This window comes from Marinobacter sp. LQ44, assembly GCF_001447155.2.
Lineage (GTDB): Bacteria > Pseudomonadota > Gammaproteobacteria > Pseudomonadales > Oleiphilaceae > Marinobacter.
Map to the genome: position 1 here is coordinate 776327 of NZ_CP014754.1, position 25029 is coordinate 801355.

21 protein-coding genes are annotated in these 25029 nt (G+C 58.4%); 16 read left to right on the forward strand and 5 right to left on the reverse strand.

The window, feature by feature from the left end:
- Nucleotides 1–220: 220 nt before the first annotated feature.
- Nucleotides 221–1753 carry a membrane-bound lytic murein transglycosylase MltF gene (mltF, locus tag ASQ50_RS03680; protein ID WP_058090285.1) on the forward strand — a complete coding sequence of 511 codons (1533 nt, stop codon included), beginning with the start codon at nt 221–223 and terminating at the stop codon, nt 1751–1753.
- 22 nt (nt 1754–1775) lie between these two features.
- Here the strand turns inward: mltF and ASQ50_RS03685 are convergent, their stop codons facing one another.
- The gene (locus ASQ50_RS03685; protein WP_058090207.1) at nt 1776–2270 is read right to left on the reverse strand and encodes a regulatory protein RecX; all 495 of its coding nucleotides are present in this window, start codon (nt 2268–2270) and stop codon (nt 1776–1778) included.
- Between the two features lie 144 nt (nt 2271–2414).
- On the opposite strand from ASQ50_RS03685, the gene ASQ50_RS03690 reads away from it, so the two are divergent.
- Nucleotides 2415–4880: a DUF349 domain-containing protein gene (locus ASQ50_RS03690; protein ID WP_058090208.1), complete on the forward strand. Its 2466-nt coding sequence runs from the start codon at nt 2415–2417 to the stop codon at nt 4878–4880.
- 2 nt (nt 4881–4882) lie between these two features.
- On the opposite strand, the gene ASQ50_RS03695 is transcribed toward ASQ50_RS03690, so the two are convergent.
- Entirely contained in the window at nt 4883–5146 is a 264-nt protein-coding gene (locus ASQ50_RS03695; RefSeq protein WP_058090209.1) for a late competence development ComFB family protein, read from the reverse strand.
- A gap of 190 nt (nt 5147–5336) precedes the next feature.
- Between ASQ50_RS03695 and ASQ50_RS03700 the strand changes: the two genes are divergently transcribed.
- The 4 genes from ASQ50_RS03700 (at nt 5337) to ASQ50_RS03715 (ending at nt 11932) form a co-directional block, all read left to right on the forward strand.
- Nucleotides 5337–6545: an acetyl-CoA C-acetyltransferase gene (locus ASQ50_RS03700; protein ID WP_058090210.1), complete on the forward strand. Its 1209-nt coding sequence runs from the start codon at nt 5337–5339 to the stop codon at nt 6543–6545.
- A 31-nt stretch (nt 6546–6576) separates the two neighbouring features.
- On the forward strand, nt 6577–8727 hold the full coding sequence (locus ASQ50_RS03705) for a 3-hydroxyacyl-CoA dehydrogenase NAD-binding domain-containing protein (RefSeq protein ID WP_058090211.1): 2151 nt from the start codon (nt 6577–6579) through the stop codon (nt 8725–8727).
- A 266-nt stretch (nt 8728–8993) separates the two neighbouring features.
- The gene (locus tag ASQ50_RS03710) at nt 8994–11168 is read left to right on the forward strand and encodes a carboxy terminal-processing peptidase (RefSeq protein WP_058090212.1); all 2175 of its coding nucleotides are present in this window, start codon (nt 8994–8996) and stop codon (nt 11166–11168) included.
- A gap of 5 nt (nt 11169–11173) precedes the next feature.
- Entirely contained in the window at nt 11174–11932 is a 759-nt protein-coding gene (locus ASQ50_RS03715; RefSeq protein ID WP_058090213.1) for a helix-turn-helix domain-containing protein, read from the forward strand.
- Here ASQ50_RS03715 and mtnA read toward each other — a convergent pair.
- Entirely contained in the window at nt 11921–12976 is a 1056-nt protein-coding gene (mtnA, locus tag ASQ50_RS03720; RefSeq protein WP_058090214.1) for an S-methyl-5-thioribose-1-phosphate isomerase, read from the reverse strand. The genes ASQ50_RS03715 and mtnA overlap by 12 nt on opposite strands.
- A 194-nt stretch (nt 12977–13170) precedes the next feature.
- On the opposite strand from mtnA, the gene ASQ50_RS03725 reads away from it, so the two are divergent.
- The 8 genes from ASQ50_RS03725 to rdgC all read left to right on the forward strand — a co-directional run bounded on the left by ASQ50_RS03725 (nt 13171) and on the right by rdgC (nt 18981).
- Nucleotides 13171–14499 (forward strand): TRZ/ATZ family hydrolase, encoded by a 1329-nt coding sequence (locus ASQ50_RS03725; RefSeq protein ID WP_058090215.1) that lies wholly within the window; start codon nt 13171–13173, stop codon nt 14497–14499.
- 23 nt (nt 14500–14522) lie between these two features.
- Complete coding sequence (gene ubiG / locus ASQ50_RS03730) at nt 14523–15239, forward strand: bifunctional 2-polyprenyl-6-hydroxyphenol methylase/3-demethylubiquinol 3-O-methyltransferase UbiG (RefSeq protein WP_058090216.1); 717 nt, start codon at nt 14523–14525, stop codon at nt 15237–15239.
- Entirely contained in the window at nt 15229–15894 is a 666-nt protein-coding gene (gph, locus tag ASQ50_RS03735; RefSeq protein ID WP_058090217.1) for a phosphoglycolate phosphatase, read from the forward strand. The genes ubiG and gph overlap by 11 nt, the downstream gene beginning before the upstream one ends.
- A 65-nt stretch (nt 15895–15959) precedes the next feature.
- Nucleotides 15960–16712, forward strand: a complete 753-nt coding sequence (locus ASQ50_RS03740) for a YciK family oxidoreductase (RefSeq protein WP_058090218.1) — start codon at nt 15960–15962, stop codon at nt 16710–16712.
- Nucleotides 16712–16945 (forward strand): glutaredoxin family protein, encoded by a 234-nt coding sequence (locus ASQ50_RS03745; protein WP_058090219.1) that lies wholly within the window; start codon nt 16712–16714, stop codon nt 16943–16945. The genes ASQ50_RS03740 and ASQ50_RS03745 overlap by 1 nt, the downstream gene beginning before the upstream one ends.
- Nucleotides 16946–16957: 12 nt before the next feature.
- Nucleotides 16958–17728 (forward strand): peroxide stress protein YaaA, encoded by a 771-nt coding sequence (yaaA, locus tag ASQ50_RS03750; protein ID WP_058090220.1) that lies wholly within the window; start codon nt 16958–16960, stop codon nt 17726–17728.
- 26 nt (nt 17729–17754) lie between these two features.
- On the forward strand, nt 17755–17955 hold the full coding sequence (locus tag ASQ50_RS03755) for a DUF2788 domain-containing protein (RefSeq protein WP_058090221.1): 201 nt from the start codon (nt 17755–17757) through the stop codon (nt 17953–17955).
- 99 nt (nt 17956–18054) lie between these two features.
- Nucleotides 18055–18981: a recombination-associated protein RdgC gene (rdgC, locus tag ASQ50_RS03760; protein ID WP_058090222.1), complete on the forward strand. Its 927-nt coding sequence runs from the start codon at nt 18055–18057 to the stop codon at nt 18979–18981.
- 14 nt (nt 18982–18995) lie between these two features.
- Here the strand turns inward: rdgC and ASQ50_RS03765 are convergent, their stop codons facing one another.
- Nucleotides 18996–21743, reverse strand: coding sequence for a GNAT family N-acetyltransferase (locus tag ASQ50_RS03765; RefSeq protein ID WP_058090223.1), 2748 nt, complete (start codon nt 21741–21743; stop codon nt 18996–18998).
- Nucleotides 21744–21950: 207 nt separating this feature from the next.
- Here ASQ50_RS03765 and ASQ50_RS03770 point away from each other — a divergent pair, with 207 nt between their 5' ends.
- Nucleotides 21951–22877 carry a histone deacetylase family protein gene (locus tag ASQ50_RS03770; protein ID WP_058090224.1) on the forward strand — a complete coding sequence of 309 codons (927 nt, stop codon included), beginning with the start codon at nt 21951–21953 and terminating at the stop codon, nt 22875–22877.
- Nucleotides 22878–22892: 15 nt separating this feature from the next.
- On the opposite strand, the gene ASQ50_RS03775 is transcribed toward ASQ50_RS03770, so the two are convergent.
- Nucleotides 22893–23819 (reverse strand): flagellar protein MotY, encoded by a 927-nt coding sequence (locus ASQ50_RS03775; RefSeq protein WP_058090225.1) that lies wholly within the window; start codon nt 23817–23819, stop codon nt 22893–22895.
- A 159-nt stretch (nt 23820–23978) separates the two neighbouring features.
- Between ASQ50_RS03775 and pyrC the strand changes: the two genes are divergently transcribed.
- On the forward strand, nt 23979–25010 hold the full coding sequence (pyrC, locus tag ASQ50_RS03780; protein ID WP_058090226.1) for a dihydroorotase: 1032 nt from the start codon (nt 23979–23981) through the stop codon (nt 25008–25010).
- The last annotated feature ends 19 nt before the right edge of the window (nt 25011–25029 follow it).

The following is a 25029-nucleotide window of genomic DNA, read 5'->3' on the forward strand; positions in this document are numbered from 1 at the left end:
TCTGAAAGGCCGCCATGATACTTGAAACCGAACGCAGGATACAGCGCAAGGTAGGTTCTTTAACGCGTGTACAATTAACATTGTTTTGCACAGTAATTAATCAGTTTGATTGACCCCGCCGACGGCTCAGGGGATCATTGGGTGGCAGCAAGGAAAGCCTCAGGCATCATAAAACAGGAAAAACAGTGACCCGGTCACAACCTCCTGAACATTGAGCTATATGGAGATCAGGGATTTGTCGCGATTTTTCAGGCATCTTCGTAGTACCAGTCTTCCGCTGGCGTTAGTGTTGACCACCGCATTGTCCGCGACCGGATGTTCCCGCCCGACCACGTTGCAGGAGGTTAGGGACGTTGGTGTGCTTCACGTGATTACCCGCGTAGCGCCCTCTATTTATTACGAGGGTCGAGACGCACCGACAGGATATGATTACGAGCTTGCCCGCCGGTTCGCTGAAGAACTGGGGGTTGAACTCCGTGTGCGGGTGGCCGAAGACAACACCGAGATTCTCTCCGTTCTCTCGCGGAACTACGCCCACATCGGCCTCGCCGGCATGACAGAGCAACCCGATTTCGAAAGCCGGTATCGCGCCGTTCCCATCGGCGTGCAAGCGCAATCGGTTGTGGTTTATAACCGGGACTATTCCCGCCCCAGCTCGCTGGCCGACCTTGGCGGTGAAACCCTGCACCTGCTCGCTGACAGCAACCATGAGCACCTGATTGCCGATGACCCAGAGGGTGCCCAGATTCAACGGCACGTGCATCCCGGACTGGATGCTGCGGGGCTGTTGGCGAGAGTGGAAACCGGAGACATTGCCTACGCCGCGGTTTCATCCAATGAGCTGGACCTCAACCACGTTTACTTTCCCATGGTTAAGGAAGGGTTTGCTCTGGGTGAGCCCAGAGACCTGGTGTGGCTGTTTCCGATCGCCCAGGATGAAACACTGGCGAACGCTGCCACAGGTTTTCTGGAGAGGGCCCGGGATAATGGCTCGATGGCACAATTGGCGGAACGATTTTACGGCCATCTCGACCGTTTAAACTATGTGGGTGCACGCACATTCATGCACCACGTGGAAAATCGCCTGCCAAAGTACCAGTCGCTGTTCCAGGACTACGCAAGAGACATTGACCTTGACTGGCGACTGCTCGCTGCGATCGGCTACCAGGAATCCCATTGGCGCCCGAATGCCGTGTCACCCACCGGGGTTCGGGGCTTGATGATGCTCACCCGCAACACCGCCAGCTACATTGGTATCAACAACCGCCTTGACCCCGAGGAGAGCATTGAAGGTGGCGCCCGCTATTTCAAGATGGTGCACGCCAAGATTCCCGAGCGTATTCCAGAGCCTGACCGCACCTGGTTCGCCCTGGCATCTTACAATGTCGGGTTTGGCCATCTGGAAGATGCGCGAAGGTTGACGGAGTCCGCCGGCAGAGATCCGGATCGCTGGATGGATGTAAAAGAGTTTCTGCCGCTGCTGGCCCAGAAAGAGTGGTACACCAAAACCCGCTTCGGCTACGCCCGTGGCCACGAACCTGTGGTGTACGTGCAGAATATTCGTCGGTATTACGATGTACTGACCCGCATCACGGAGCCCGACCAACCCAAACCTGACGCTGATCAGGAAGTGGTGTGGCTTGATCGGCAGCCTGAAGAAAAAGCAGTACTGGCAGAATCACCTGAGGCGCCAGGTCCGGATTTGCGGGCAGCCTTGCCGCCGGAACTGGGGGTGATTCCGCCCACGCTGTAAGTGGGCAAGCGCCTCCCGAGACTCACCACGTGCACTCATCGCCACAATCTTCCTCACGCGCTTCCAGCGCTCGTTCTACCTGAGTCGCGGAGAAACCTCTGCGACTCAGGAATCGAGCCTGCCGCAGTTTCTCCGGCAAATCGTCATCCAGTCGCCCCAGGCCGTACCGTTTGGCACGTAAGCGGACAGCCCGCTGACACCAGCCCTCTTCCGAGACCACCTCGAGACATTCCGGTGTGAGATGAACGCCCCGCTGTTGCAGCTCTGCCAGGATCCTCAACGGCCCATAGCCGAGGTCCATTCTCTGCCGGGCATAGACATCGGCAAAGCGCTGATCGTCCAACCAGCCTTCGCGCTCATACTCATCCAGGACAGAATCAATCAGATCGCCTGCAATACGCCGCTGCCGCAGTTTTAGCGCCAGCTCGTAACGACTGTGCTCTCTGCGGGCGAGCAGGCGCAATGCCGCAGAGCGGGCTTTGTATTCCGGGTCCTGCTCTTTTTCGTGTTTTGCCATAAAGCCCCTTCCCGCAAATGCATCCAAAACGCTAGACTATCGCCCGTCTTCTAACTACCCGGCCCACGCCTGTGAGCCGATGAACAGTGGCGGCCCACTTTGCCGCCACTGCTGACTGGTTTCAATCCCGAAGGATACCTTTGTATGGCTGCATTCATTCAGAAACTGTTCAAGTCCCGCAAGGCCAACCCGGCAACCGCACCACGGAAACCGGAAAAATCTGAACCCAGTCAACCCTCACAGGAAGAAACCAGGCAACTCCTAAAAGAGCAACAGGAACAACAACTGGACAGTAATCCAGACCAAGCCCTACTGGCCACATTAGCCATTGACGGGTTGACCGCAGCCATCCGCCTAGAAGCTGCCGCCGCTCTCACAGATGAGCACCAGCTACAACAGGTCCAGAAACAGGCCAAGGGCCGGGACAAGAGCGTTTACCAGACCGTCAAGCAGGCCCTTCAAGGCCTGAAGGAACAGCAAGCTGCCGAAGCAGCTGTGCGCCAGAGAATCCAAACTCTGATCGGCCAGGCTGAAGATCAGGCCGCCAGTGAAGACCTCAAACTCTATCAGGCACGGCTGGAAGCACTGCAGGATAGCTGGAGTGAGGTCCAGGCAAATGCCACAGCAGAGCAATCCCAGCAGTTTCTGGAGGCCGTGCACCGGTGCCGGGAGCGCCTGAAACAGATGGCACAAGCGCGGCAGGAACAGGCTCGCCACCAGGAGCAGGCGATTCAACGCTCAGAGACACTGGCCCTGCTTGAGCAGACCCTGAACGACCTGACTTCCCAGGAATCCAGCACCCTACCCTCCCTCTCCGCCCTGGACGCCCTGCAAAAAACCCAGGAAAACCGATGGCTGGAAGCCACCCGGGATACCCAGGTAGAGAAGCAGGAGCAAAAAGATTACGAATCGCGAATGCTGGCGCTGCGCAACTATCTCAGCGCCGTTCGCAGGTTTACCCAGGCCAGGGACGCTCTTTCTGAGCTGACACAGGTAGCAGGTACTGAAGAGGCTGACGATGGCCATCGTCAGAAAGCTCTGGAGCTGCTGAAAGAAATTGAGTGGCCATCCGACTTCCCCCAGCCAGCTGAGCTTGCGCCGGTTCGCAAACTGGCGGGCAAACCACGGCCAGCGCAACCGGCCGGCGGCAACCGGGACAAGCAGAAAGCCGTCGCCGAGGCGCTGCATGACACGCTGCCAAAGCTGGAGGCCGCCCTTGAGGCCAAGCAGTTCAAAGAGTCGAAACAATTACTCAAGCTCGCCCAGAACCAGTTCCAGCAATTGGACGATCGCCAGCGCAAACACCTTCAGGCTCGAATGCAACTGCTCACCGGCCAGTTTCGGGAGCTGAGCGACTGGCAAGGGTTTGCCACGGAACCCAAGCAACTCGCCCTTTGCGAGCAAATGGAGCATCTGGCGGATCAGCCTATTGAACCGGAAGCCAAGGCCGAGCGAATCAAAGCCTTACAAAACGAGTGGCGTGAACTGGGCGGTTCATCCGATCGTTCCCTATGGAGCCGTTTCAAGGCGGCATCCGACGCAGCCTACGAGCCCTGCAAAGCTTACTTTGAAGCAAAATCCGACCTGAAACAGGCCAACTTGCACACGCGGGAAGCGATCTGTGTCCAGCTGGAGCACTTCCTGGCCAATGCCGACTGGTCGACCATCGACTGGAAGGCGGCAGAGCGCATTCACCAAACTGCCCGCCAGGAATGGAAAAGCGCCTGGCCGGTGGATTTCAAGGACAACCGCCAGGTACAAAAGCGTTTCGACGAGCTTCTCAAACAGCTGGAGCGCCCCCTTGACGAGGAACGCCTGAAGAACGAAGCCCTGAAACAGGCCATTGTTGACCGCGCAAGGGCACTGATCGAGCACGAACCCCTGCAGGAAGCCATGGAGCAGGCGAAGGCACTGCAAACCGAATGGAAAGCCATCGGCATTACCCGTCACCGGGAAGATCGCAAAATGTGGCAGGCATTCCGCAAAGCCTGTGACCAGATTTTCGCGCGCCGGGATGCCCAGCGTTCAGCGCGCCAGCAGGCGACAGAAGAGGCGGACCAGGCCGCACAGGCCGTGCTGGCCCAATACCAACACCTAAACGCAGAAGCCGATGACGCCGTGCTGAGTGAAGCCCGGGGTGCGGTAAAGCAGATTGCCGGCGGCGCGCTTTCGGGCGAGGTTAAAGACCGGGTTCAACAGCTGCGGCAACGGCTGGACAGGATTACCCAGGCCAGAGCAATGGCCAATACCCTCGAGTCCTGGAAAACGCTGATCACCGACAAGGCCCAGGGACGCCTGGCCGACGATGCCCTGCCGTCCCATTGGGCCAAATTGAGCAACGGGACCGACCGATTAGCTGGCAAAGATCTGGCCATACGGGCCGAAATTCTGGCGGGCGCACCCACTCCGGAACAGGACCAGCAGCGCCGGATGGAAATTCAGGTTCAGAGGCTGGCCGAGGGGCTCGGTAATGGCGAGACCGAAACGCCCCTCAAAGAACTGGAAAGACTGGTGGCCCTATGGTGCAGCCAGCCTGGCGGCGATGATGTAACGCCGGAAAATGCCGACCGTCTGAACCGGGCGCTGGACGCCATGCTTGCGTCAGACTGAACTCAGTCCCGCTGGTGCTCACTGACAAAATCCCTGGCCTGCTTCACCGCGGCCAGGGATTTTTGTTTCATCTCTTTCAACTCTTCATCCGCCAGATAAAACATCATATCAATCGTATGCCGATAGTAGCGGGCGGGCAACCGGTTCAAAGCCACACACATCACGTCTGTCAGGTAATCCGCCGTGTCCGTTTCCTGCCGAGTGGCATCAATGGCGTCCAGCACCAGCCGTTCGTAGAAGTTGTCGATCGCGTCTCTCAGTGACATAACCACACCTATGCCTGCTTGCTGATGATCTACTCTTCAACATAGAAGGCGAACCGCCTGCTGTCATTGTGACTGAGCAATTTAGCCAATGGGATTGGCAGCGCCTGTCATTACCCAGCGCAGCGAGTAACCGCTATGGTTACTGCTCTGAATCTAACGTGCCCGGAAAACAATCAACAGAGGAACAACCATGACAACCGAGGCGTACATCTTCGATGCCGTCCGCACGCCACGCGGCCGCGGAAAGAAAGACGGATCTTTGCACAGCGTCAAACCCATCTCCCTGCTGACCACCGTGCTCAAGGCCCTGCAGGAGCGTAACCAGCTCGATACCGCCCAGGTAGACGACATCGTGATGGGTTGTGTCACCGCCGTGGGCGATCAGGGCGCGGATATCGCCAAAACTGCCGCACTCGCAGCCGACTGGGACGAAAAAGTGGCCGGCGTCACCTTGAACCGTTTCTGCGCCTCCGGCCTGGAAGCCGTTAACCTGGCTGCCATGAAAGTGCGTTCCGGCTGGGAAGACATGGTGGTTGCCGGTGGTGTCGAGGCGATGTCTCGCGTTCCGATGGGCTCCGATGGCGGCGCCTGGGCAACCGACCCGGAAACCAACCTGCACACCGGTTTCATGCCTCAGGGCATCGGTGCCGATCTGATCGCCACTCTGGAAGGCTTCAGTCGCGAAGATGTCGATGGCTTTGCTGTGAAATCCCAGCAAAAAGCGGCCAGCGCCTGGGATAAGGGCTACTTTGCGAAATCCATTGTGCCGGTCACCGACCAGAACGGCGTGGTCATCCTGGACCGGGACGAGCATGTACGCGGTAACACCACCGTAGAATCCCTTGCCGGCCTCAAGCCCTCGTTCCAGATGATGGGCGAAATGGGCTTTGATGGCGTCGCCCGAGAGAAGTATCACTACGTAGAGAAGATCAATCACGTGCACCACGCCGGCAATTCCTCCGGCATTGTCGACGGCGCCACCGCCATGCTGATCGGCAGCGAAGCCAAAGGCAAAGAACTGGGCCTGAAGCCCCGCGCCCGCATTGTCGCCACTGCGGTTACCAGCACCGACCCCACCATCATGCTCACCGGCCCGGCCCCTGCTGCCCGTAAGGCGCTGGAGAAAGCCGGCATGACCGTGGACCAGATCGACCTGTTTGAAGTGAACGAAGCCTTCGCCTCGGTGGTGATGCGTTTCCAGAAAGAACTGTCCGTTCCGGACGAGAAAGTGAACGTCAATGGCGGCGCCATCGCCATGGGCCACCCGTTGGGTGCTACCGGCGCCATCATCCTCGGCACCCTGCTGGATGAACTGGAACGCCGTGAACTGCGCTACGGCCTGGCCACCCTGTGTGTGGGCGGCGGCATGGGCATTGCCACCATCATCGAGCGCGTCTGAACGCCACTTTCACCCAATAAAGGAACCGACCATGAGTGCCATCCAATACGAACTGGGTTCAGACCAGATTCTGACCCTGACCATCGACATGCCAGGCCAGTCCGCCAATACCATGAACGGCGAGTTTCGCACCGCACTGACCGAAACCGTCAATAAGGTCAAAGGTGACCTGGACAACATCAAAGGTATCATTCTCGCCTCCGCCAAGAAGACCTTCTTCGCCGGCGGCGACCTGAACGAACTGTACAAAGTCACCCGCGAGCAGGCCAAAGAATTCGAAGACATGGTCAACGGCCTGAAAGCCGACATGCGGGCGCTGGAAACCTGTGGCAAACCTGTGGTGGCTGCCATCAACGGCACCGCTCTGGGTGGTGGCCTGGAACTCGCCCTGGCCTGCCATCACCGCGTCGCCATTGATGACGACCGCACCCAACTGGGCCTGCCGGAAGTCACCCTTGGCTTGCTGCCTGGCGGTGGCGGTACCCAGCGCCTGCCCCGGATGATCGGCCTGGAAGCCGCTTTCCCGTTCCTGATGGAAGGCAAGAAGGTGAATCCGAAATCGGCCCTGAAAGCGGGCATCGTGGATGAATTGGCCAATTCACCGGAAGACATGATTGCCAAGGCCCGGGCCTTCATCGAGGCTAATCCCAAGTGCCAGCAGCCCTGGGATCAGAAGGGCTTCAAATTCCCCGGTGGCGCCCCGCACCACCCTGCCATGGCGCAGAAACTTGCTATCGCGCCCGCCATGCTCAAGCAGAAGACCAAAGGCTGCTACCCAGCGCCGGAGCGAATTCTGGCCGCCGCCGTGGAAGGCGCCCAGGTAGACTTTGACAATGGCAGCCTGATTGAAACCCGCTACTTCGCCGAACTGGCCACCGGCCAGGTTGCCAAAAATATGACCGGCACCTTCTGGTTCCAGCTCAACGCCATCAAGGCTGGCGGCAGCCGCCCGGACGGTGTCGCCCCGGAAACATTCAAAAAAGTGGGTGTACTGGGTGCCGGCATGATGGGCGCAGGCATAGCCTACTCCACTGCCAGCCGCGGCATTGAGGTGGTTCTGAAAGACGTCGCCACCGAAAACGCCGAGAAAGGCAAAAGCTACTCCGAGAACCTGCTGGCCAAGAAAGTCAGCCGCGGCCGCATGACCGAAGCCCAGAAAGACGAAGTTTTGGCTCGTATCAAGGCCACGGCTTCCGCTGACGATCTGGAAGGCTGCGACCTGATCATCGAAGCCGTGTTCGAGGACAGCGACCTGAAAGCCAGGGTTACCCAGGAAGCCGAGCCAAAAATGGTGACCAACGGCATCTTTGCCTCCAACACCTCCACCATCCCCATTACCCAACTGTCCCAGGCCTCCTCCAGGCCGGAGAACTTCATCGGCCTGCACTTCTTCTCACCGGTGGACAAAATGCAGCTGGTGGAAATCATTGTCGGCGAGAAAACCTCTGATGACACCCTGGCCCGGGCGTTCGACTATGTGCAGCAGATCGGCAAGATCCCCATTGTGGTGAACGACAGCCGTGGCTTCTTCACGTCCCGGGTGTTCGGTACGTTCGTGAACGAGGGCATCAGTATGTTGGCTGAGGGTATTCACCCCTCCAGCATCGAGAATGCAGGGCTTTTGGCTGGCATGCCCGTGGGGCCGTTGGCCATCTCCGACGAAGTCAGCATGACCCTGATGCAGAACATCCGCGCGCAAAGCAAGAAAGACACCGAAGCCGCCGGTGGCACCTGGCAGCCGCATCCGGCCGAAGCCGTCATCGATGCCATGGTGGATACCCACGGCCGCAAGGGCAAAGCCGCAGGCGCCGGTTTCTACGAATACCCTGAGAAAGGTAAGAAGTACCTGTGGCCGGAACTGGAGAACCTGTTTGTGGACCAGGCCAAGGCCCGAAAGGTGCAGCTGCAGGATCTAAAAGACCGCATACTGTTCATGCAGGCGATCGAGACCATCCGCTGTCTCGAGGAAGGCGTGTTGAGAACCGTGGAAGATGCCAACATTGGCAGTATCTTTGGCATCGGCTACGCCCCCTGGACCGGTGGTGCCATCCAGTTTGTCAACCAGTACGGGGTTCGTGCTTTTGCCGAGCGGGCACAGCAGCTGGCTGACCACTATGGGGAGCGATTCACACCACCTGCACTGCTTCTGCAAAAGGCAGAAAACAACGAGTCCTTCGCCTGACCCTACCGGCCGGAGGGATTTCTCCTCCGGCCATTTTACACCCCCTCCTCTTTACTTCCTGCAACCTGCCCCAATCTTAAAAGATAGGCAGCAACGTATATGGACATATTGTCACGAAGCGATACCCATGGCCTATGGCAACAGGTGTAGCGGTTGCCTACAATAAATTTATTGAGGGTCAGAGCCGTCGTCAAAGTCATCGGTGTCTGAACATGTTAGGCTGAAACCAGATCGTTAAGCCGTCCAGTATCGTCAGGTATGCATTTATGGCCATTGCGGAAAAACTCATGCAGCGTCACGCCAAGCCATCCAGAGCCAGGAGGGTGGGCGCTTGCACAGCACTGACACTCTCTTTGCTGATGTCTGGCGTGTCCGTCGCGCAGGCAAAAATTGACGACACGGCGGTTTACCAGCCCGTCGCCCCGACCATAGACCAGGCCCGGGCCAACATACTGATTGCCCGCCAACTGCAATTCACACATTTCCGTAATCTCGGCATCAGTGATGAGCTGTCTGGCGACGTATTCGATGCGTACCTGAAATACCTGGATGGCCAGCGCATCTACCTGTCTCAGCATGATATCGACCTGCTCGCAAGAGCGAAGGCCCGGCTCGGTTCCGCCCTGAAAACAGGCCAGCTTCAGCCGGGGTTCGAGATCTACAACCTGGTTCAGCAGCGCATCATCGAACGACTTCAGTTTGCCCTGAACGTTATTGACAACGGCCTGGATGAGCTCGATTTCAACACCGATGAACGCATTCGGGTGGATCGCTCCAAGGCCGATTGGGAACCCAACCAGGAAGCCCTAGACGCACTGTGGATTAAACGAATCAAGAACGCCGTGCTGGCCCAGCGTCTGAACGGCACTGACGACGACACCATCAAAGACAATCTGCGTCGCCGTTATGAAGGCCAGCTCAAACGCGCCTACCAGGCGCGCAGCGAAGACGCTTTCCAGGCGTACATGAATGCCTTCGCTGGCATGTGGGACCCGCACACCTCCTACTTCTCTCCGCGTACCTCTGAAAACTTCAACATCAACATGAGCCTGTCGCTTGAGGGCATTGGTGCGGTCCTGCAATCCGACAACGAATACACCAAAGTGGTTCGCCTGGTGCCCGGTGGCCCCGCCGCCAAGCAGGGCCAACTGCAAACGGCAGACCGTATTATCTCCGTGGCACAGGAGGGCGAAAAGCCGGTCAACGTCATTGGCTGGCGTCTGGACGAGGTGGTTGACTTGATACGTGGCCCCCGTAACTCCACTGTCACTCTGGAAGTCATTCCGGCCAATGCCGCTGACGAGAGTGTTACCCGCTCAATCGCCATCAGCCGGGATGAAGTCAAACTGGAAGAGCAAAGCGCCAGCAAGGACGTCATCGAGCTGGACCGTTCCGGTGAAACCTACCGTGTTGGCGTGATCACCATTCCCACCTTCTACGCCGACTTCCAGGCCATGCAGGCCGGCGACCCCAATTACAAGAGCACTACCCGGGACGTTCGCAGGCTGCTGGAAGACCTCAAGCAACAGGGTGTTGACGGGGTCGTTATGGACTTGCGCAACAACGGTGGCGGTGCCCTGCATGAGGCCAATGACCTGGTAGGCCTGTTTATCGACAAGGGCCCCACCGTGCAGATTCGTAACGCCAATAATGATGTGCAGATTCTTAACGACGAAGACCCCTCGGTTGCCTACGACGGCCCCCTGGTGGTTTTGGTGAATCGCATGAGTGCCTCGGCCTCTGAGATCTTTGCCGGCGCCATTCAGGATTACGGCCGTGGCCTGGTGGTGGGCTCTCAGACGTTCGGCAAGGGTACAGTTCAAGCCGTGCGGCCACTGAACCATGGCCAGTTGAAGATCACCCAGTCCAAGTTCTATCGAGTGTCTGGGGGGGCTACCCAACATAAGGGTGTCATTCCGGATATCGAGATTCCGTCACGGGTCGATACGTCGCGAATCGGCGAAGACGCGCTGGATCATGCACTGCCCTGGGATCAGATCGAAGCCGTTCCCCACACCCGGTACTTTGATTTCAGCGGTGTGATTGACGAGCTGCGCAAGCGTCATGAAGCCCGGTTCTCTGCCAGCCCGGAATTCAGCCTGCTGGAGCAGGAAATTGAATTCCTGACCAAGCAACGTGAAATGACCTACGTCAGCCTGAATATGGATGAACGCAAGGCGCACCACGAACAGATCGAGCGGACTCGGCTGACCATTGCCAACGCACGTCGGGAACTGCGCGGAGAAGAGCCGTTCAAGACCCTGGATGAGCTGGAACAATGGCAGGACGAACAGGCCGCTGATCTCGACAGCACCGACGAAGAGCTGGACTTTGTGATCCGGGAAGGCGGCCATATCATGGCCGACCTGCTTGAGCTTGATCAGCGTACCGCGTCTATCCTGAAGCCAACGCAATTTGCCGCCAAGGCTGAAGCCAGATAATCGCCATGACTGACCCGGCAGCGAAGGATCAACCGGAAAGCAGCCAACGGGCCCGCGTCCTGCAGGATATGCTGCTGGACGCGCTCCATGCCATGCGCTCCATGGAACAGGTGGAGAGCATTGAACCGTCCGGCGGCCGGAATAAAACCTCCGATGGCATCCTCGACCGCATTGTAGGCTTTACCGGTTCGGCACTCCGGCTGGGTGCCCGGGCCACCGATACCTCCTTGCGGGTTGGCCGGGCACTGGTCAATTCCCAGGATCAGCTGCGAACCATGCTCGCCGCTGGTCAGTCCCTGAAAGACATCCGGGAGGTGGCCGGCCTCACCCTGTCTGAGATGAGCGAGGCGCTTAACCTCAAGGATAAGTCCCTGCTTGAGGCTATCGAAAACGGCACATCCACCCTTTCTTTCGAGCTCATCTTGCGTCTGGCGGCGTTGATCGCCAGGAACGATCCTATTCCGTTCATCATGCGCACCACCCGGAACTATAATCCGGAGGTCTGGCAGATTCTGAACGATTGGGGCATCGGCCGAATTCCCCTGCAGTTCGAGCGGGAGCGGGAATTTATCAATATCTTCCGGCGCCATGATGACGCCCGCAATCTCTCGGACGAAGGGTTCCGCAAGGTATTGGAGTTCACCCGCCATAGCTTCGAGATGTCGATGCACTTTATCGAACAGCAGGAAGCCGAGATGGAGGAACTGAAGGCAAGCCTGCAGCCCTCCGGGCCTACCGAGAAAAAAGCGCCCTCAAGCAAATAATGCACGCATACCGGTGATGTTCGGATTCCTGACCGCACCTTTTTCCGTAACAATCGCATCAATCAGGCTGGCTGGCGTCACATCAAACACCGGGTTGAACACCTCAACGCCAGCCGGTGCCAGCGGAATTCCCCGGATTTCCCGAACCTCGGTGCCATCACGCTCTTCAATGGGAATATCCTGGCCAGACGCCAACGCCATATCCACCGTGCTGGAGGGTGCCACCACCATGAAACCAACCTTGTGATGACGGGCCAGAACCGCCAGATTGTAAGTACCAATCTTGTTCGCCACATCGCCATTGGCGGTAATTCGATCGGCACCGACCACCACCCACTTCACCTTTCCCGACGCCATGATGGCCGCCGCAGCGCCATCGGCGTTCAGGGTAACCGGAATATTGTCGCGGGTGAGCTCCCACGCCGTCAGCCGGCTGCCCTGCAACCAGGGCCGGGTTTCGTCCGCGTACACACGGCTCAGCAGCTTTTCCTCGTGCAACCGGCGTATCACACCGAGCGCCGTGCCATAGCCGCCGGTTGCCAGGGCACCGGTATTGCAGTGCGTCAGCACCGACATGGCCTTTTCCGGCGCCATGACTTCCAGCGCATGGTCCGCCATAGCAAGGTTCGCCGCCAGATCTTCCTCATGAATGTGCACTGCCTCGGCGGCCAGCTGACGGGTGGCTTCAGCCAGGGATTCACAACGCTCAAAAACGCCTTTCATGCGCTCAAGAGCCCAGAACAGGTTAACCGCCGTTGGCCTGGATTGCGCCAGCTCGTCAATGGCCTTGTGCACCTCTGCCCGCCAATCGCCTGCGCCCGCGTGTCTGGCGGCCAGGGCAACACCATAGGCGGCACTGATGCCGATCGCAGGGGCTCCACGCACCACCATATCGGTAATGCACTGGGCGACACCGGAAGCGCCTTCAGCTTTAATCCAATGCTCTTCTGCGGGCAGCAGGCGTTGGTCCAGCAACTCGAGGCTATCGCCCTGCCAGCGCAGGGCCACGGTGCCCATCGATCGATTGGCAGTGTGTTTTGCCATAGTCAACTCCATTCCGGTGACTGAAAACCGCCAGTATAACGCCAAGGCGCCCGTTTGCCTGCCCGGTTTGAGCATCAATGCCCTTCCGGCAAGGCATGACCTTGCCGCCGGGGTAGTTCTGCCCTCGGCAGCTGGTTATACTTTGCAGCTGAATGTCAGGGCTTGGCCAAGCCCCACAACACAAAGGCAGGTTAATGACGGCAGACACCATCACTGCAGCCGATAGTCGAATCAACGCCCGCTGGCTGATTCCCGTTGAACCCTTCGGCGTTGTACTGGAGCACCAGGCGGTGATCCTGCAGGGCAGCCGCATTGCAGACGTGCTGCCACAATCAGAGGCAGACCAGAAATACCGCACCCGCGAAACGGTTAACCTTGACCGTCATGTGGTCATGCCGGGACTAATCAACCTGCACGGCCACACCGCCATGTCGCTGTTCCGGGGCCTGGCCGATGACCTGCCACTGATGACCTGGCTGAACGACCACATCTGGCCCGCCGAAGGCAGGTTCGTCAGCGAGCCGTTTGTGCTGGACGGCACGCGGCTGGCGATGGCGGAAATGCTGCGTACCGGTACCACCACCTTCTCCGACATGTACTTCTTTCCGGAAGTCACGGCCCTGGCGGCCCACGACGCCGGAATGCGCGCCCAGGTCTGTTTTCCGCTGATGGATATGCCCACGGTCTGGGGTTCCGGGCCGGACGAGTACCTGCGCAAAGGGGAGGCTCTGATCGAACAATGGCAGGGTGACGAATACATCATGCCGGCGATTGGCCCCCATGCCCCCTACACGGTTTCTGACCAGCCGCTGAAAGACGCCGTCGCCCTGGCCGGAAAAACCGGATCGGCCATCCAGCTGCACCTGCACGAGACCGCCTTCGAAGTAGATGAAGCGATGAAAGCCACGGGCTCACGCCCCGTTACCCGGATGGCAGAACTGGGGGTTCTTGGCAGGAATACCCAGTGCGTGCACATGACCCAGATTGACGATTCGGACCTGGAACAGCTGGTGCGCTCAGGCGCCCACATCGTGCACTGCCCGGAATCCAACCTGAAACTGGCCAGCGGCCTGTGCCCGGTGCAGACACTGATGGACCACGGTATCAATGTCACCATCGGCACGGATGGCGCCGCCAGCAACAACGATCTGGACCTGTTCGGTGAACTGAAAACCGCCGCCATGGTCGCCAAGGTAGTGGCTGGGGATGCCTCAGCATTGTCCGCCCACCGGGCGCTGGAAATGGCCACCCTGAGCGGCGCCCGAGCGCTTGGACGGGAACAGGAATTGGGTTCCCTGGTGGCCGGCAAGCTGGCAGACCTGATTGCCGTGGACCTGAGCGATCCCTTCCTGCAGCCGGTCTACGACCCGGCATCCCACCTGGTTTACAGCAACCATGGCCGGGCAGTAAGCCACAGCTGGATTCACGGCGTACCTCAATTACAGGACGGTCGCCTGACCCGTATCGACGTACCTGACCTGATGCTTCGGGTCAGTGAATGGCGGCAACAGATTCTCAGTTAACCTTTTCACCCAGGTGTAGCACCATGAGCAACCAGAACGTAGACCAGAACGAGATTGCCAAGTTTGAGGCCCTGGCCAGCCGTTGGTGGGACCCCACCAGCGAGTTTAAACCGCTGCACGACATCAATCCCCTGCGGTTGAATTACATTGACGAGCGGGTAGCCCTGGCCGGCAAAAAGGTGCTGGACGTTGGTTGCGGCGGCGGCCTGTTGTCGGAAGGCATGGCCCTGCGCGGTGCCCATGTAACCGGTATCGATATGGGTGAAGCGCCCTTGTCAGTGGCCAAACTGCACGGTTTGGAATCGGGCGTGAATGTTGATTACCGGCAAACCACCGTCGAAGAGCTGGCGCGTGATCCGGAACATGCCGGCCAGTATGACGCGGTCACCTGCCTGGAAATGCTGGAGCATGTGCCGGACCCCGCTTCGGTTATCCGTGCCTGCGCCGCCATGTTGCGCCCGGGCGGCCACATGTTTGTCTCCACGATTAACCGGAACCCGAAGTCTTTCCTGTTTGCCATCGTGGGTGCGGAATACGTGCTCAACATGTTGCCCAAGGGCACCCATGAGTGGAAAAAGTTTATCCGGCCTTCCGAGATGTCCGACTACCTGCGCCATGCTGGCCTGGAAGTCCAGGAACTCACCGGCATGACCTACAACCCGCTAACCAAGGTGTACAAACTGGGCCGGGATGTCGACGTCAACTACCTGATGCACGCGCGGGATATTCGTGAAGACTGACGCTCTCCCTTCAGCTGTACTGTTCGATCTGGACGGCACGCTGATTGATACCGCCCCGGATTTCATCCGCTGCCTGAATATGCTGCGACAACAGCACGAGCTGGCGCCCTTGCCGGCGGAGCATATCCGGCGTTCGGTATCTAACGGCGCCCGGGCGATGATCAGGGTCGGCTTTGGCCTGGAGCCGGAACACCCGGATTACCTGGAAAAGCACACGGCGTTTCTGGACCTGTATGAAGCAGGTGTCGCCATCGAAACCACGCTGTTCGAAGGCATGGACGAGTTGCTGCTTGATCTGGAACGCCGGTCTATTCCCTGGGGCATTGTTACCAACAAACCCGCCCGGTTTGCCATCCCCCTGATCGAAGCCCTCGGGCTTGCAGAACGATGCGCCACGCTGATTTGCCCGGACCATGTGGCCGAGCGCAAACCTCACCCGGAATCGCTGCTCCTGGCATGCCGGGAGATTGGCGCAGAGCCGAAACAGGCAGTCTACGTGGGTGACCACGAACGGGACATTGAAGCAGGCAGAAACGCCGGCATGCGCACCATCGCCGTTCGCTATGGCTACATCGAACAACCGGAGTCGGTTGACCTGTGGCAAGCTGATATCATCGTCGATACCGTCAGCGACCTGGCAAAGCTGTTACAATAGCCGCCAATTCATTTCCATCACCGGCCCCAAGCTGGCCAGTAACCGCCTGAACACGGAGACAGGTTATGCAAGATTACCAGGCACCCGCCGATCTTCTGAAAGACCGCATTGTCATGGTAACCGGAGCCGGTAGCGGCATCGGCCGCGCCGCTGCCAAAGCCTATGCTGCCCATGGCGCCACCGTCATCCTGGTTGGCCGCACCGTAGGCAAGCTGGAAGAGGTTTACGATGAAATTGAAGCCGCCGGGCATCCGCAGCCGGCCATCGTGCCGATGAACTTCGAGGGTGCGGCGGTCAAGGAATACGAAGAACTGGCGATGACCCTGGAAGAGAACTTCGGCCGGCTTGACGGATTGCTGCATAACGCCGGCATTCTGGGCTCCCGCAGCCCGGTAGAGCTTTATGATCCGGAAACCTGGAACAAGGTGATGCAGGTAAACGCCACGGCCCCGTTTTTACTCAGCCGGGCAATGATTCCCCTGCTGCGCAAATCCGATGATGCTTCCATGATTTTTACCTCGTCTGGCGTTGGTCGCCAGGCCCGGGCTTACTGGGGCGCCTACGCGGTATCGAAATTTGCGGTTGAAGGCCTGAGCCAGTTGCTGGCGGATGAACTGGATGACAACCGCCACAATATCCGGGTAAACAGCCTGAACCCCGGTGCCACCCGTACCAATATGAGAGTGCTGGCTTATCCGGCGGAAAACCCGAACCAGAACCCGGCTCCGGAAGAACTGATGCCGGTGTACCTGTACCTGATGGGCAAAGACAGCCAGGGTATCAACGGCCAGCAAATCGACGCGCAGCCGAAGAAATAATGGAACTCCTGTTTTACACCACTTCCCAGTGTCATTTGTGCGAGCTGGCGGAAGCGCTTTTGGTCAGCACACCCATGCCAGAGCCGATCCCTGTGGATGTGGTAGACATAGCCCAGTCTGAAGAACTGGTTGAGCGCTACGGCACACGCATTCCGGTGCTGCGCCGTAACGACACCGGCGCGGAGCTGGACTGGCCGTTCACCAGGGACCAGTTACTCACGTTTCTGCAATGAGGATCCGCTGACATGCTGATGATCATCTCCCCTGCCAAGACTCTGGACTACGACAGTCCGTTGGCGACGGAAACCTACACCCAACCGGACTTTCTGGACGACGCCTGCGAGCTGATCGACCAGCTCAAAGCACTGGAGCCGCATCAGGTCAGTAACCTGATGAGCATCAGCGACAAACTCGGCCAGCTTAACGCCGAAAGGTTCCGAACCTGGCATACCCCCTTTACACCGGACAATGCCCGTCAGGCGATCCTGGCCTTCAAGGGCGACGTCTATACCGGGCTGGACGCCGAAAGTTTCTCTGAACAGGATTTCGCCTTCGCCCAGAAACATCTGCGCATACTTTCCGGCCTCTACGGTTTGCTCAAACCACTGGACCTGATGCAACCGTACCGCCTGGAGATGGGCACCAGGTTCGAGAACCAGCGAGGCAAAGACCTGTACGCCTTCTGGGGCAGCAAGATTACCGACGCCCTGAACAAGCTACTGGCGCAAGACGACCAGGTTCTGGTTAACCTTGCCTCCAACGAGTACTTCAAGAGTGTGCAAAAGAAGCAGCTTGACGGCCGCCTGATTACCCCCCAGTTCAAGGACTGGAAGAACGGCCAGTACAAGATGATCAGTTTCTACGCCAAGAAAGCCCGGGGCCTGATGTGCCGTTACGCCATTCAGAATCAGATCACCCAGGCCGACGACCTCAAGGGTTTTAACCTTGAAGGTTATTATTTCAGCGAAGACCAATCCGATAAAAACAACTGGGTTTTCCTGCGGGATGAACACTAACCGTACCTGTTGATATCGGAGTAACCATGAACGAAGCAGTCTTCTCCCAGATCGCCATGCTGGTGTTTCTGACGGGCCTTATTGTCTGGATGGGTTTCATCGTTTGGGACCTGGCCAAAAAATCCCAGGCAGGAAAGTTCGGCACCATTGCCCTGTTTACCGTGCTGGGCGCCGGCGTTGTGGGGTTTATCGTGAAAACCGTGCTGGTAGAAATCATGCAGATCTGATCTGCCCGGATCGCCGTCACTTTACGGCCACCACCGTGTGGCCGTATCATCCCCTGCCCTTTTGCAACGCTCCGAACAAACAGCAAGGATTCAGCCCCAATGTGGTTTCGTAACGCCCGGATTTTCCGTTTCACCAAGCCTTTTGATATCACCGCCGAAGCCCTGGAAGAAAAGCTGCAGGCGGATGCCTTCAAGCCCTGCGGCCCCCAGGAAACCACCCGCCAGGGTTGGGTACCTCCCCTTGGAAAACACGGTGAGCAATTGGTGCACAGCGCTAACGGTTACCACCTGATCGCTCTGCGCAAGGAAGAAAAGATTCTGCCGGGCCCGGTAGTCAAGGAAGCCGTAGAAGAGCGCGCCGAGGCCATCGAGCTGGACCAGGGCCGCAAAGTGCGCAAGAAGGAAAAAGAGGAAATCAAAGAGCAGGTCATGCTGGAAATGCTGCCCCAGGCGTTTTCCCGCAACCGCCGCTGCTTTGCCTACCTGGCACCGCAGGACGGAGTGCTGGTGGTGGATGCCGGCTCTGCCAAACAGGCGGAAGACCTTGCCTCAACCCTGCGCAAGAGCCTGGGCTCGCTGCCGGTTCGGCCGCCGGCGGTGGAGCAGGCTCCTGCCTTCACCTTCACCGGCTGGCTGACAGAAACCATCGATCACCCTGCCCATATCGTGCTGGGCAGCGAATGTGAACTCAAGGATCCTTCCGAAGACGGCGGCGTGGTGCGTTGCAAGGGCCTGGACCTGAAAGCCGATGAAATTCGCAACCACCTCGAAACCGGCATGCAGGTGACCAAGCTGGCGCTTACCTGGGATGACAACGTCTCGTTTATTCTGGATGAAGAACTGGGCATTCGCCGGCTGAAGTTCGGTGAAACCCTGCAGGACCAGCTGGATGATGTGGATGTAGACGACGCCATGGCCAAGTTCGACGCCGCCTTTTCGCTGATGACCCTGGAACTCTCACGGATGATTCCCGGGCTGCTGGAAGCACTCGGTGGCGAAGACCGCTCCGCCATCGTCGAGGAATAAAACGGACGGGGGCCTTACAAGTGGCCCCCTTTCCCCAGCCGCTCCTTCTGCCAGTCTTTCACTGGTTCATTCAGCACCAACCGCAGATCCATCACTTCTTCTTCCGGGTTGTATTTGATTTCAAAGCCCAGATGCTCTGCCAACTTCAGCATGGGGCGATTGTCCGGCAACACGTTGCCGATCATTTCCATGGTGCCCCGGGCACGGCAGTAGTCGATCATCTTCTGCATCAGTGCCACGCCCAGCCCCTCGCCTTTCATCCGGTCGTCCACCATCACGGCAAACTCACAGCGCAGGTTGTCTGCGTCTGTCCAGGTGCGAACAGTGCCAAGGGTTTCCTCTCCCTCACCGTCCAGCCGCGGTGCATTGGCGATAAACACCATTTCACGGTCGTAATCGATCTGCACCATCTGGGCGACGTCTTCCCGGGAGAAATGCTTCCGATACTGGAAGAACCGGTAACGAATAGACTCCGGTGATTGATGCTCGTGGAACAAACGGTGGGCCGGCTCATCTTCCGCCAGGACCGGGCGGATAATCACCCGGCGTCCGGATTTCGGCAGCACAATCCACTCTTCCAGCTCTCTCGGGTATGGCTGGATGATGGGCTTGCCGGGCCGGTCGTCCAGATCGATGGCAATGTTCACCGCCACCGCGCCCTGCTCGTTGAACAGCAAGGGTGCGATCTCCAGGCCCCGAATCTCCGGGATGTCGATGACGATCTGGGACAGGGTAACCAATGTCTCCGACACAGCTCGAATGTCTTCCTCAGGCTTGAGGCTGTGTTCCTTCAACAGTTTGTACATGTAGGTGCGGCGCAACAGCTCGCGGGCCAGCACCATGTTCAGCGGCGGTAAAGCAATTTGCCGGTCGGTCATGATGTTGATCTGAGCCCCCGCCGCACCGCACACCACCAGTGGGCCGAACAAGTTGTCCCGGGTGATCCCCACACTGAATTCAATGCCGCCCACATGCTGATACGACCGCTGCACGGCAAAACCGAGAAATCCGCTGCGGGGGAAGTGCTCCCGGTACTCATCCATCAGGAAGCGGCAGCTATCAATAATCGCTTGCTCACTGTTGAGCTTTTTGACCGTGCCTTTGTATCGGCGCTGGGTAGGGCTCAGGTCCAGAAACGGAAAGCAGCCCTGTTCATGCACCACCGTAATATCAATGGGCCGGCGCTCCACCGCAAACACTTCGAGCACCTCTTCCACATCGTCACAGTAAACGGTGTCGATGGTGTTGATGCCATAATCACAGATCACCCGCCGGGCTTCGCGGTTGGACAGATGCCTCCGGCCATCGCTCAGTGCCCGGGCTACGAGTTTCCGGGTATTGGCACGGTCGGCGAAATGGTCGGTGAAGGATTCCGGTGTTTCTGTCAGCAGCCTCTGCACCCGCTGGTGACGGACGTGTTGCATAAAGGCCATGACCGCCTTCTCAGGATTGAAGAACGACGGCAGGCCGGCACGATAAAATTCTTCACGGGAATCCATCACCGTGCTCTGCCCCAGCCAGCAGGTGAAAATATTCAGCCGTGTGCCCTTGGAGGCCTGCACCACTGCATCGGCAATCTGCAGGCTGTCCTCGATCAGGGTTGGCGCATACATCACCAGCACGTTGGCCACGTTCGGGTCTTTGGCGAGAATCTTGATCGCCTTGCCATAGAGTTCTGGCGTGGCGTCGTAGTTGAGGTCGATCGGGTTTTTCCGGGTCCAGTAGGCCGGCAGCAACTCCGCCAGGGCATCAACGGACTGCTCCGACAGTTCCGCCAGCTCGCCGCCCAGGTCGGCCAACCGGTCCACCGCCAGCACACCGGGGCCAACCCCGTTAGCCATGATCGCCAACGATTCGCGCCGCAGCGGGCGCATTCGGGTCAGGGTTTCCAGGGCATCAAACATCTGGCCCAGGCCGTCCACCCGCAACACACCGGCTCTCTGCAGCATGGCATCGTAAATCGGGTCACTGCGCTTGATGCCGGCCGGTAACTCATGGGCGAACCACTCCGACTCCGGTACCCGGCCGGATTTCACCGCAATAACCGGTTTGGTTCGGGAGGCTACCCGTACCGCCGACATAAAGCGGCGGGGATTGGGAATATTTTCGATGTGTAAAAGGATAGCGCGGGTCTGGGTGTCCTGGGCCAGGTAATCGATCAGGTCGTCGTGATCAATGTCCATGCCATCGCCCAGTGTCAGGAAGTAAGAAAACCCGACACCCCGGGCAAAAGCCCAGTCAATCACCGAACTCGCAATGGTGCCGGACTGCCCCACAAACGCCACCCGTCCGGGAATGGCGCCCATGTGTGCATAGGTGGCGTTAAGATGACGTGCCGGCACCATCAGGCCGATGGTATTGGGCCCCAATACCCGAATGCCGGTTTCCCGGGCCGCGTCCCGCACCGAATACATCAACGGCTGCCCGGTTTTACTGTGGGTACGTGACATACCGCCGGTCATCACAATGGCAGTACGCACACCACATTCGCCGAGCTTTCGAATCATTTTCGGCACGGTATCCGGTGGCGTACAGATAATGGCCAGGTCCGGGCTGAAATCCAGCTTCGAGACTTTCTTGACGCAGGGAACACCGTGTACATTGTCGTAGTCGGTCTGGTTGACCACCACCAGACGGCCGGGATAACCGCCACCAAGCAGGTTACGAAGCACCATACCGCCAAGGTTGTTTGCCCGTTCGGATGCACCAATCACAGCAATGGATTCAGGATTGAACAGACTTTCCAGATAGCGGGTACTCAAAGTGATTCTCCCGGGCCATGAGCAACATATAGGTAGATAAGAATCTCAATAAAACAGGTTACTTATCAATGTATACCTTATCTTAGATGGGTATTTCCTGATGTAAATCGGCTATCACAACCATTAGACCAAAGAAATACGACAAACCTCGGTTTTCCCTGATAACATGGCCTGAATAATAAGCATATCCAGGTTCAGGCTAGACGTATGACCACGGCATTTTTCTCCCACGATGACTGCATGAAACACAACATGGGCCCGGAGCACCCGGAATGCCCTGAGCGAATCTCCACCATCCTCGCGTATCTGGCAGACACTCACCTGGAACGGGATCTGGACTGGGTTCGACCGGAAGAAATTACCCGTGACCAGCTGTTAACGGTGCACCCCGAGACTTACCTTCAACAGCTAGATATGATGCAGCCTACCCGGGGCCGGGTGTTTACCGATCCGGACACCGCCATGATGCCGGATACCCTGCGCGCCGCCCGACTGGCCGCCGGCGGCAATATCCAGGCGGTCGATATGGTAATGAGTAGTCAGGTGACCAACGCGTTTGTCTGCGCCCGCCCACCCGGGCACCATGCCGAGCGCTCCAAATCCATGGGGTTCTGCTTCTATAACAACGTGGCACTGGCAGCCATGCGCGCCCTCACCTTCCACCACCTGGAACGGGTTGCTATCGTTGATTTCGATGTGCATCAGGGCAACGGCACCGTGGACATCGTTAGCGGAGACGAACGCACCCTGATGTGCTCCAGCTTCCAGCACCCTTTCTATCCACACTCCCATGTGCATCGCCAGGCGGACAACATTATCAATGCGCCGATCGAGGCCAACTGCTCGGCTCTGGACTACCGTAAAGCGGTGGAAGCAGCGTGGCTTAAGAAATTGCAGGATTTCCGCCCGCAGCTGGTACTGATTTCCGCCGGTTTTGACGGCCATAAACTCGACCCGATGGCAGACCTGAATCTGGAAGTGGACGACTATCGCTGGTTGACGGAAATGCTGATCAGCGTGGCCCATGACCACGCAAACGACCGGATTGTGTCAACTCTGGAGGGGGGATATCACCTGAAAGCGCTGGCCGAAAGCGTCACCGCCCACCTGGACCTGCTCAGCACGGTTTACTGACAAGTCCCGCTCCATTCAGCCTGAGAAATCCATACCCGGGCCGTTCGCCTGCTGTAACTCGGGGCGCTCGCCCTGCCGTTGCAAGCGAATGGTGGTACGGCGATTATCCGCATGCCGGCGGGAAACCGGGAACTGGTCACCGTGCCCACGCACAATCAGAAGGTCATCATCGATACCGCGGGATCGCAGATAGTCCGCCACCACATTCGCCCGCTCTTCGGACAGCGCCCGGTTATCGATGCGGCTGCCAACACTGTCTGAATGGCCGTCCACAAATATCCGCTCAACGGTGGAATCCGCCATTACGTAGGTCACGATGTTATCCAGCAGCTGCCTGTCGGTATCAGACAGGCTGGTACTGCCGCTGACAAACGGCACTCGGGAACGACGAATCTGGTCGTAGTTCACCGGCAGCAGGCTGGATACGCACTCCCGGTAGCCCGAGTACGGGCCTGAGAAATTAACGTTGGAAAGTTGGACCCGCACGGGCCGGTCATCATAACGGGCAGCTCGTGTGACGGTCGGGCGCATTCCCTGCAACAAGCCCTGAGTCATCAGCGTTGCCTCACGACTGCTGACCGTGACCGCCCTGGGCTGGTCAGAGACCGTTACCGAGCCGATGGCCCGGGGCGCCACGCCAGGACGCCAGGCTGGCGCTTCCACCACTAGCTGGCCGCGACCGGGGCGCATCACCGGGATCTCGGATTCCAGATAGAAACTCAACGCTTCGCCGGCCCGATGGCGGAAAACCGCCCTGCCGTATCCCGGTACCTCGTGTACCAGGGAACACTCAAACACAGATTCCGACAGGTACCACTGGCTATTCTCAATGCCGGCACCGTAGCTTGTCGCCAAAACAGGCGTAGCTGCCACTGCAAGCAAAGCCGACACGCCTGCAGCTGCCAGTTTTTGATGAAGCAAATGGCGAAGCGAATAAGTCATTGTGAGAGCGCCTCGAAAACCGGGTCTGTTTCCAACATGACTGTTTAACGGCGTTCAAAATGATTACTTGAGCCACAAAGGGGCTGGATTAGCAAAAACATTCCCATCCGCCTTCTGATATAATCCGCAAAACTTTTTGGCTGCTTTGAGGATACCATCATGACCAGAACACTCACCATCACCCGCCCCGACGACTGGCACCTGCACGTGCGCGACGGTGCTGTACTGAACAGCGTGGTGCCGGCAACGGCCGCCTGCTTTGGCCGGGCGATCATCATGCCCAATCTGGTGCCACCGGTAACCGACGCCGCAGCCGCCGTGGCCTACCGTGACCGGATCCGGGCAGCCGCCGGCAATACCGCCTTCGAGCCACTGATGACGCTGTACCTGACAGAAAGCATGACGCCGGAAACCATTCGGGAAGCCAAGGCCGCAGGTGTTGTCGCTGCCAAACTCTACCCGGCGGGCGCCACCACCAATTCAGAATCGGGTGTTACCGATATCCGCAATATTTACCCGGTACTCGAAGCCATGGCCGAGTGCGGCATGCTGCTTCTGGTTCACGGCGAAGTCACGGATGCCGACATTGATATCTTCGACCGGGAAAAAGTGTTTCTTGATCGGGTCCTGAGCCCAACCATCGAGGCCTTCCCAACCCTGAAAGTGGTGCTGGAGCACATCACCACGGCGGATTCCGCCGAGTTTGTGCGCGCCCATACCGGCGGCAACCTGGCCGCCACCGTGACGCCACAGCACCTGATGTACAACCGGAACCATATGCTGGTGGGCGGTATCCGCCCTCATCTGTATTGCCTGCCGATCCTGAAACGGAACAAGCATCAGCTGGCGCTGCGCGAAGCGGTTGCCAGCGGCGATCCTCGCTTCTTCCTGGGCACAGATTCCGCCCCCCACGCCCGCGACAAAAAGGAAGCCGCCTGCGGCTGCGCCGGTTGCTATTCTGCCTACGGCGCCATTGGCCTGTACGCAGACGTCTTTGAGGAACTCGGCATTCTCGACAAACTGGAAGCCTTTGCCAGTTTCAACGGCGCCGACTTTTACGGCCTGCCACGAAACACCGACACCATTACCCTGGTACGTGAGCCCTGGACCATGCCAGAGCAACTGCCGTTGGCCGACGGTAACATCGTACCCTTGAAGGCCGGTGAAACCGTTCACTGGCGCATGGCGTAATTCACTATTCATTCATAAC

Coding starts and splice junctions, on each gene's coding strand:
- mltF (WP_058090285.1), top strand. CDS start 221: ATGGAGATCAGGGATTTGTCGCGATTTTTCAGGCATCTTCGTAGTACC.
- ASQ50_RS03685 (WP_058090207.1), bottom strand. CDS start 2,270: ATGGCAAAACACGAAAAAGAGCAGGACCCGGAATACAAAGCCCGCTCT.
- ASQ50_RS03690 (WP_058090208.1), top strand. CDS start 2,415: ATGGCTGCATTCATTCAGAAACTGTTCAAGTCCCGCAAGGCCAACCCG.
- ASQ50_RS03695 (WP_058090209.1), bottom strand. CDS start 5,146: ATGTCACTGAGAGACGCGATCGACAACTTCTACGAACGGCTGGTGCTG.
- ASQ50_RS03700 (WP_058090210.1), top strand. CDS start 5,337: ATGACAACCGAGGCGTACATCTTCGATGCCGTCCGCACGCCACGCGGC.
- ASQ50_RS03705 (WP_058090211.1), top strand. CDS start 6,577: ATGAGTGCCATCCAATACGAACTGGGTTCAGACCAGATTCTGACCCTG.
- ASQ50_RS03710 (WP_058090212.1), top strand. CDS start 8,994: ATGGCCATTGCGGAAAAACTCATGCAGCGTCACGCCAAGCCATCCAGA.
- ASQ50_RS03715 (WP_058090213.1), top strand. CDS start 11,174: ATGACTGACCCGGCAGCGAAGGATCAACCGGAAAGCAGCCAACGGGCC.
- mtnA (WP_058090214.1), bottom strand. CDS start 12,976: ATGGCAAAACACACTGCCAATCGATCGATGGGCACCGTGGCCCTGCGC.
- ASQ50_RS03725 (WP_058090215.1), top strand. CDS start 13,171: ATGACGGCAGACACCATCACTGCAGCCGATAGTCGAATCAACGCCCGC.
- ubiG (WP_058090216.1), top strand. CDS start 14,523: ATGAGCAACCAGAACGTAGACCAGAACGAGATTGCCAAGTTTGAGGCC.
- ASQ50_RS03740 (WP_058090218.1), top strand. CDS start 15,960: ATGCAAGATTACCAGGCACCCGCCGATCTTCTGAAAGACCGCATTGTC.
- ASQ50_RS03745 (WP_058090219.1), top strand. CDS start 16,712: ATGGAACTCCTGTTTTACACCACTTCCCAGTGTCATTTGTGCGAGCTG.
- yaaA (WP_058090220.1), top strand. CDS start 16,958: ATGCTGATGATCATCTCCCCTGCCAAGACTCTGGACTACGACAGTCCG.
- ASQ50_RS03755 (WP_058090221.1), top strand. CDS start 17,755: ATGAACGAAGCAGTCTTCTCCCAGATCGCCATGCTGGTGTTTCTGACG.
- rdgC (WP_058090222.1), top strand. CDS start 18,055: ATGTGGTTTCGTAACGCCCGGATTTTCCGTTTCACCAAGCCTTTTGAT.
- ASQ50_RS03770 (WP_058090224.1), top strand. CDS start 21,951: ATGACCACGGCATTTTTCTCCCACGATGACTGCATGAAACACAACATG.
- ASQ50_RS03775 (WP_058090225.1), bottom strand. CDS start 23,819: ATGACTTATTCGCTTCGCCATTTGCTTCATCAAAAACTGGCAGCTGCA.
- pyrC (WP_058090226.1), top strand. CDS start 23,979: ATGACCAGAACACTCACCATCACCCGCCCCGACGACTGGCACCTGCAC.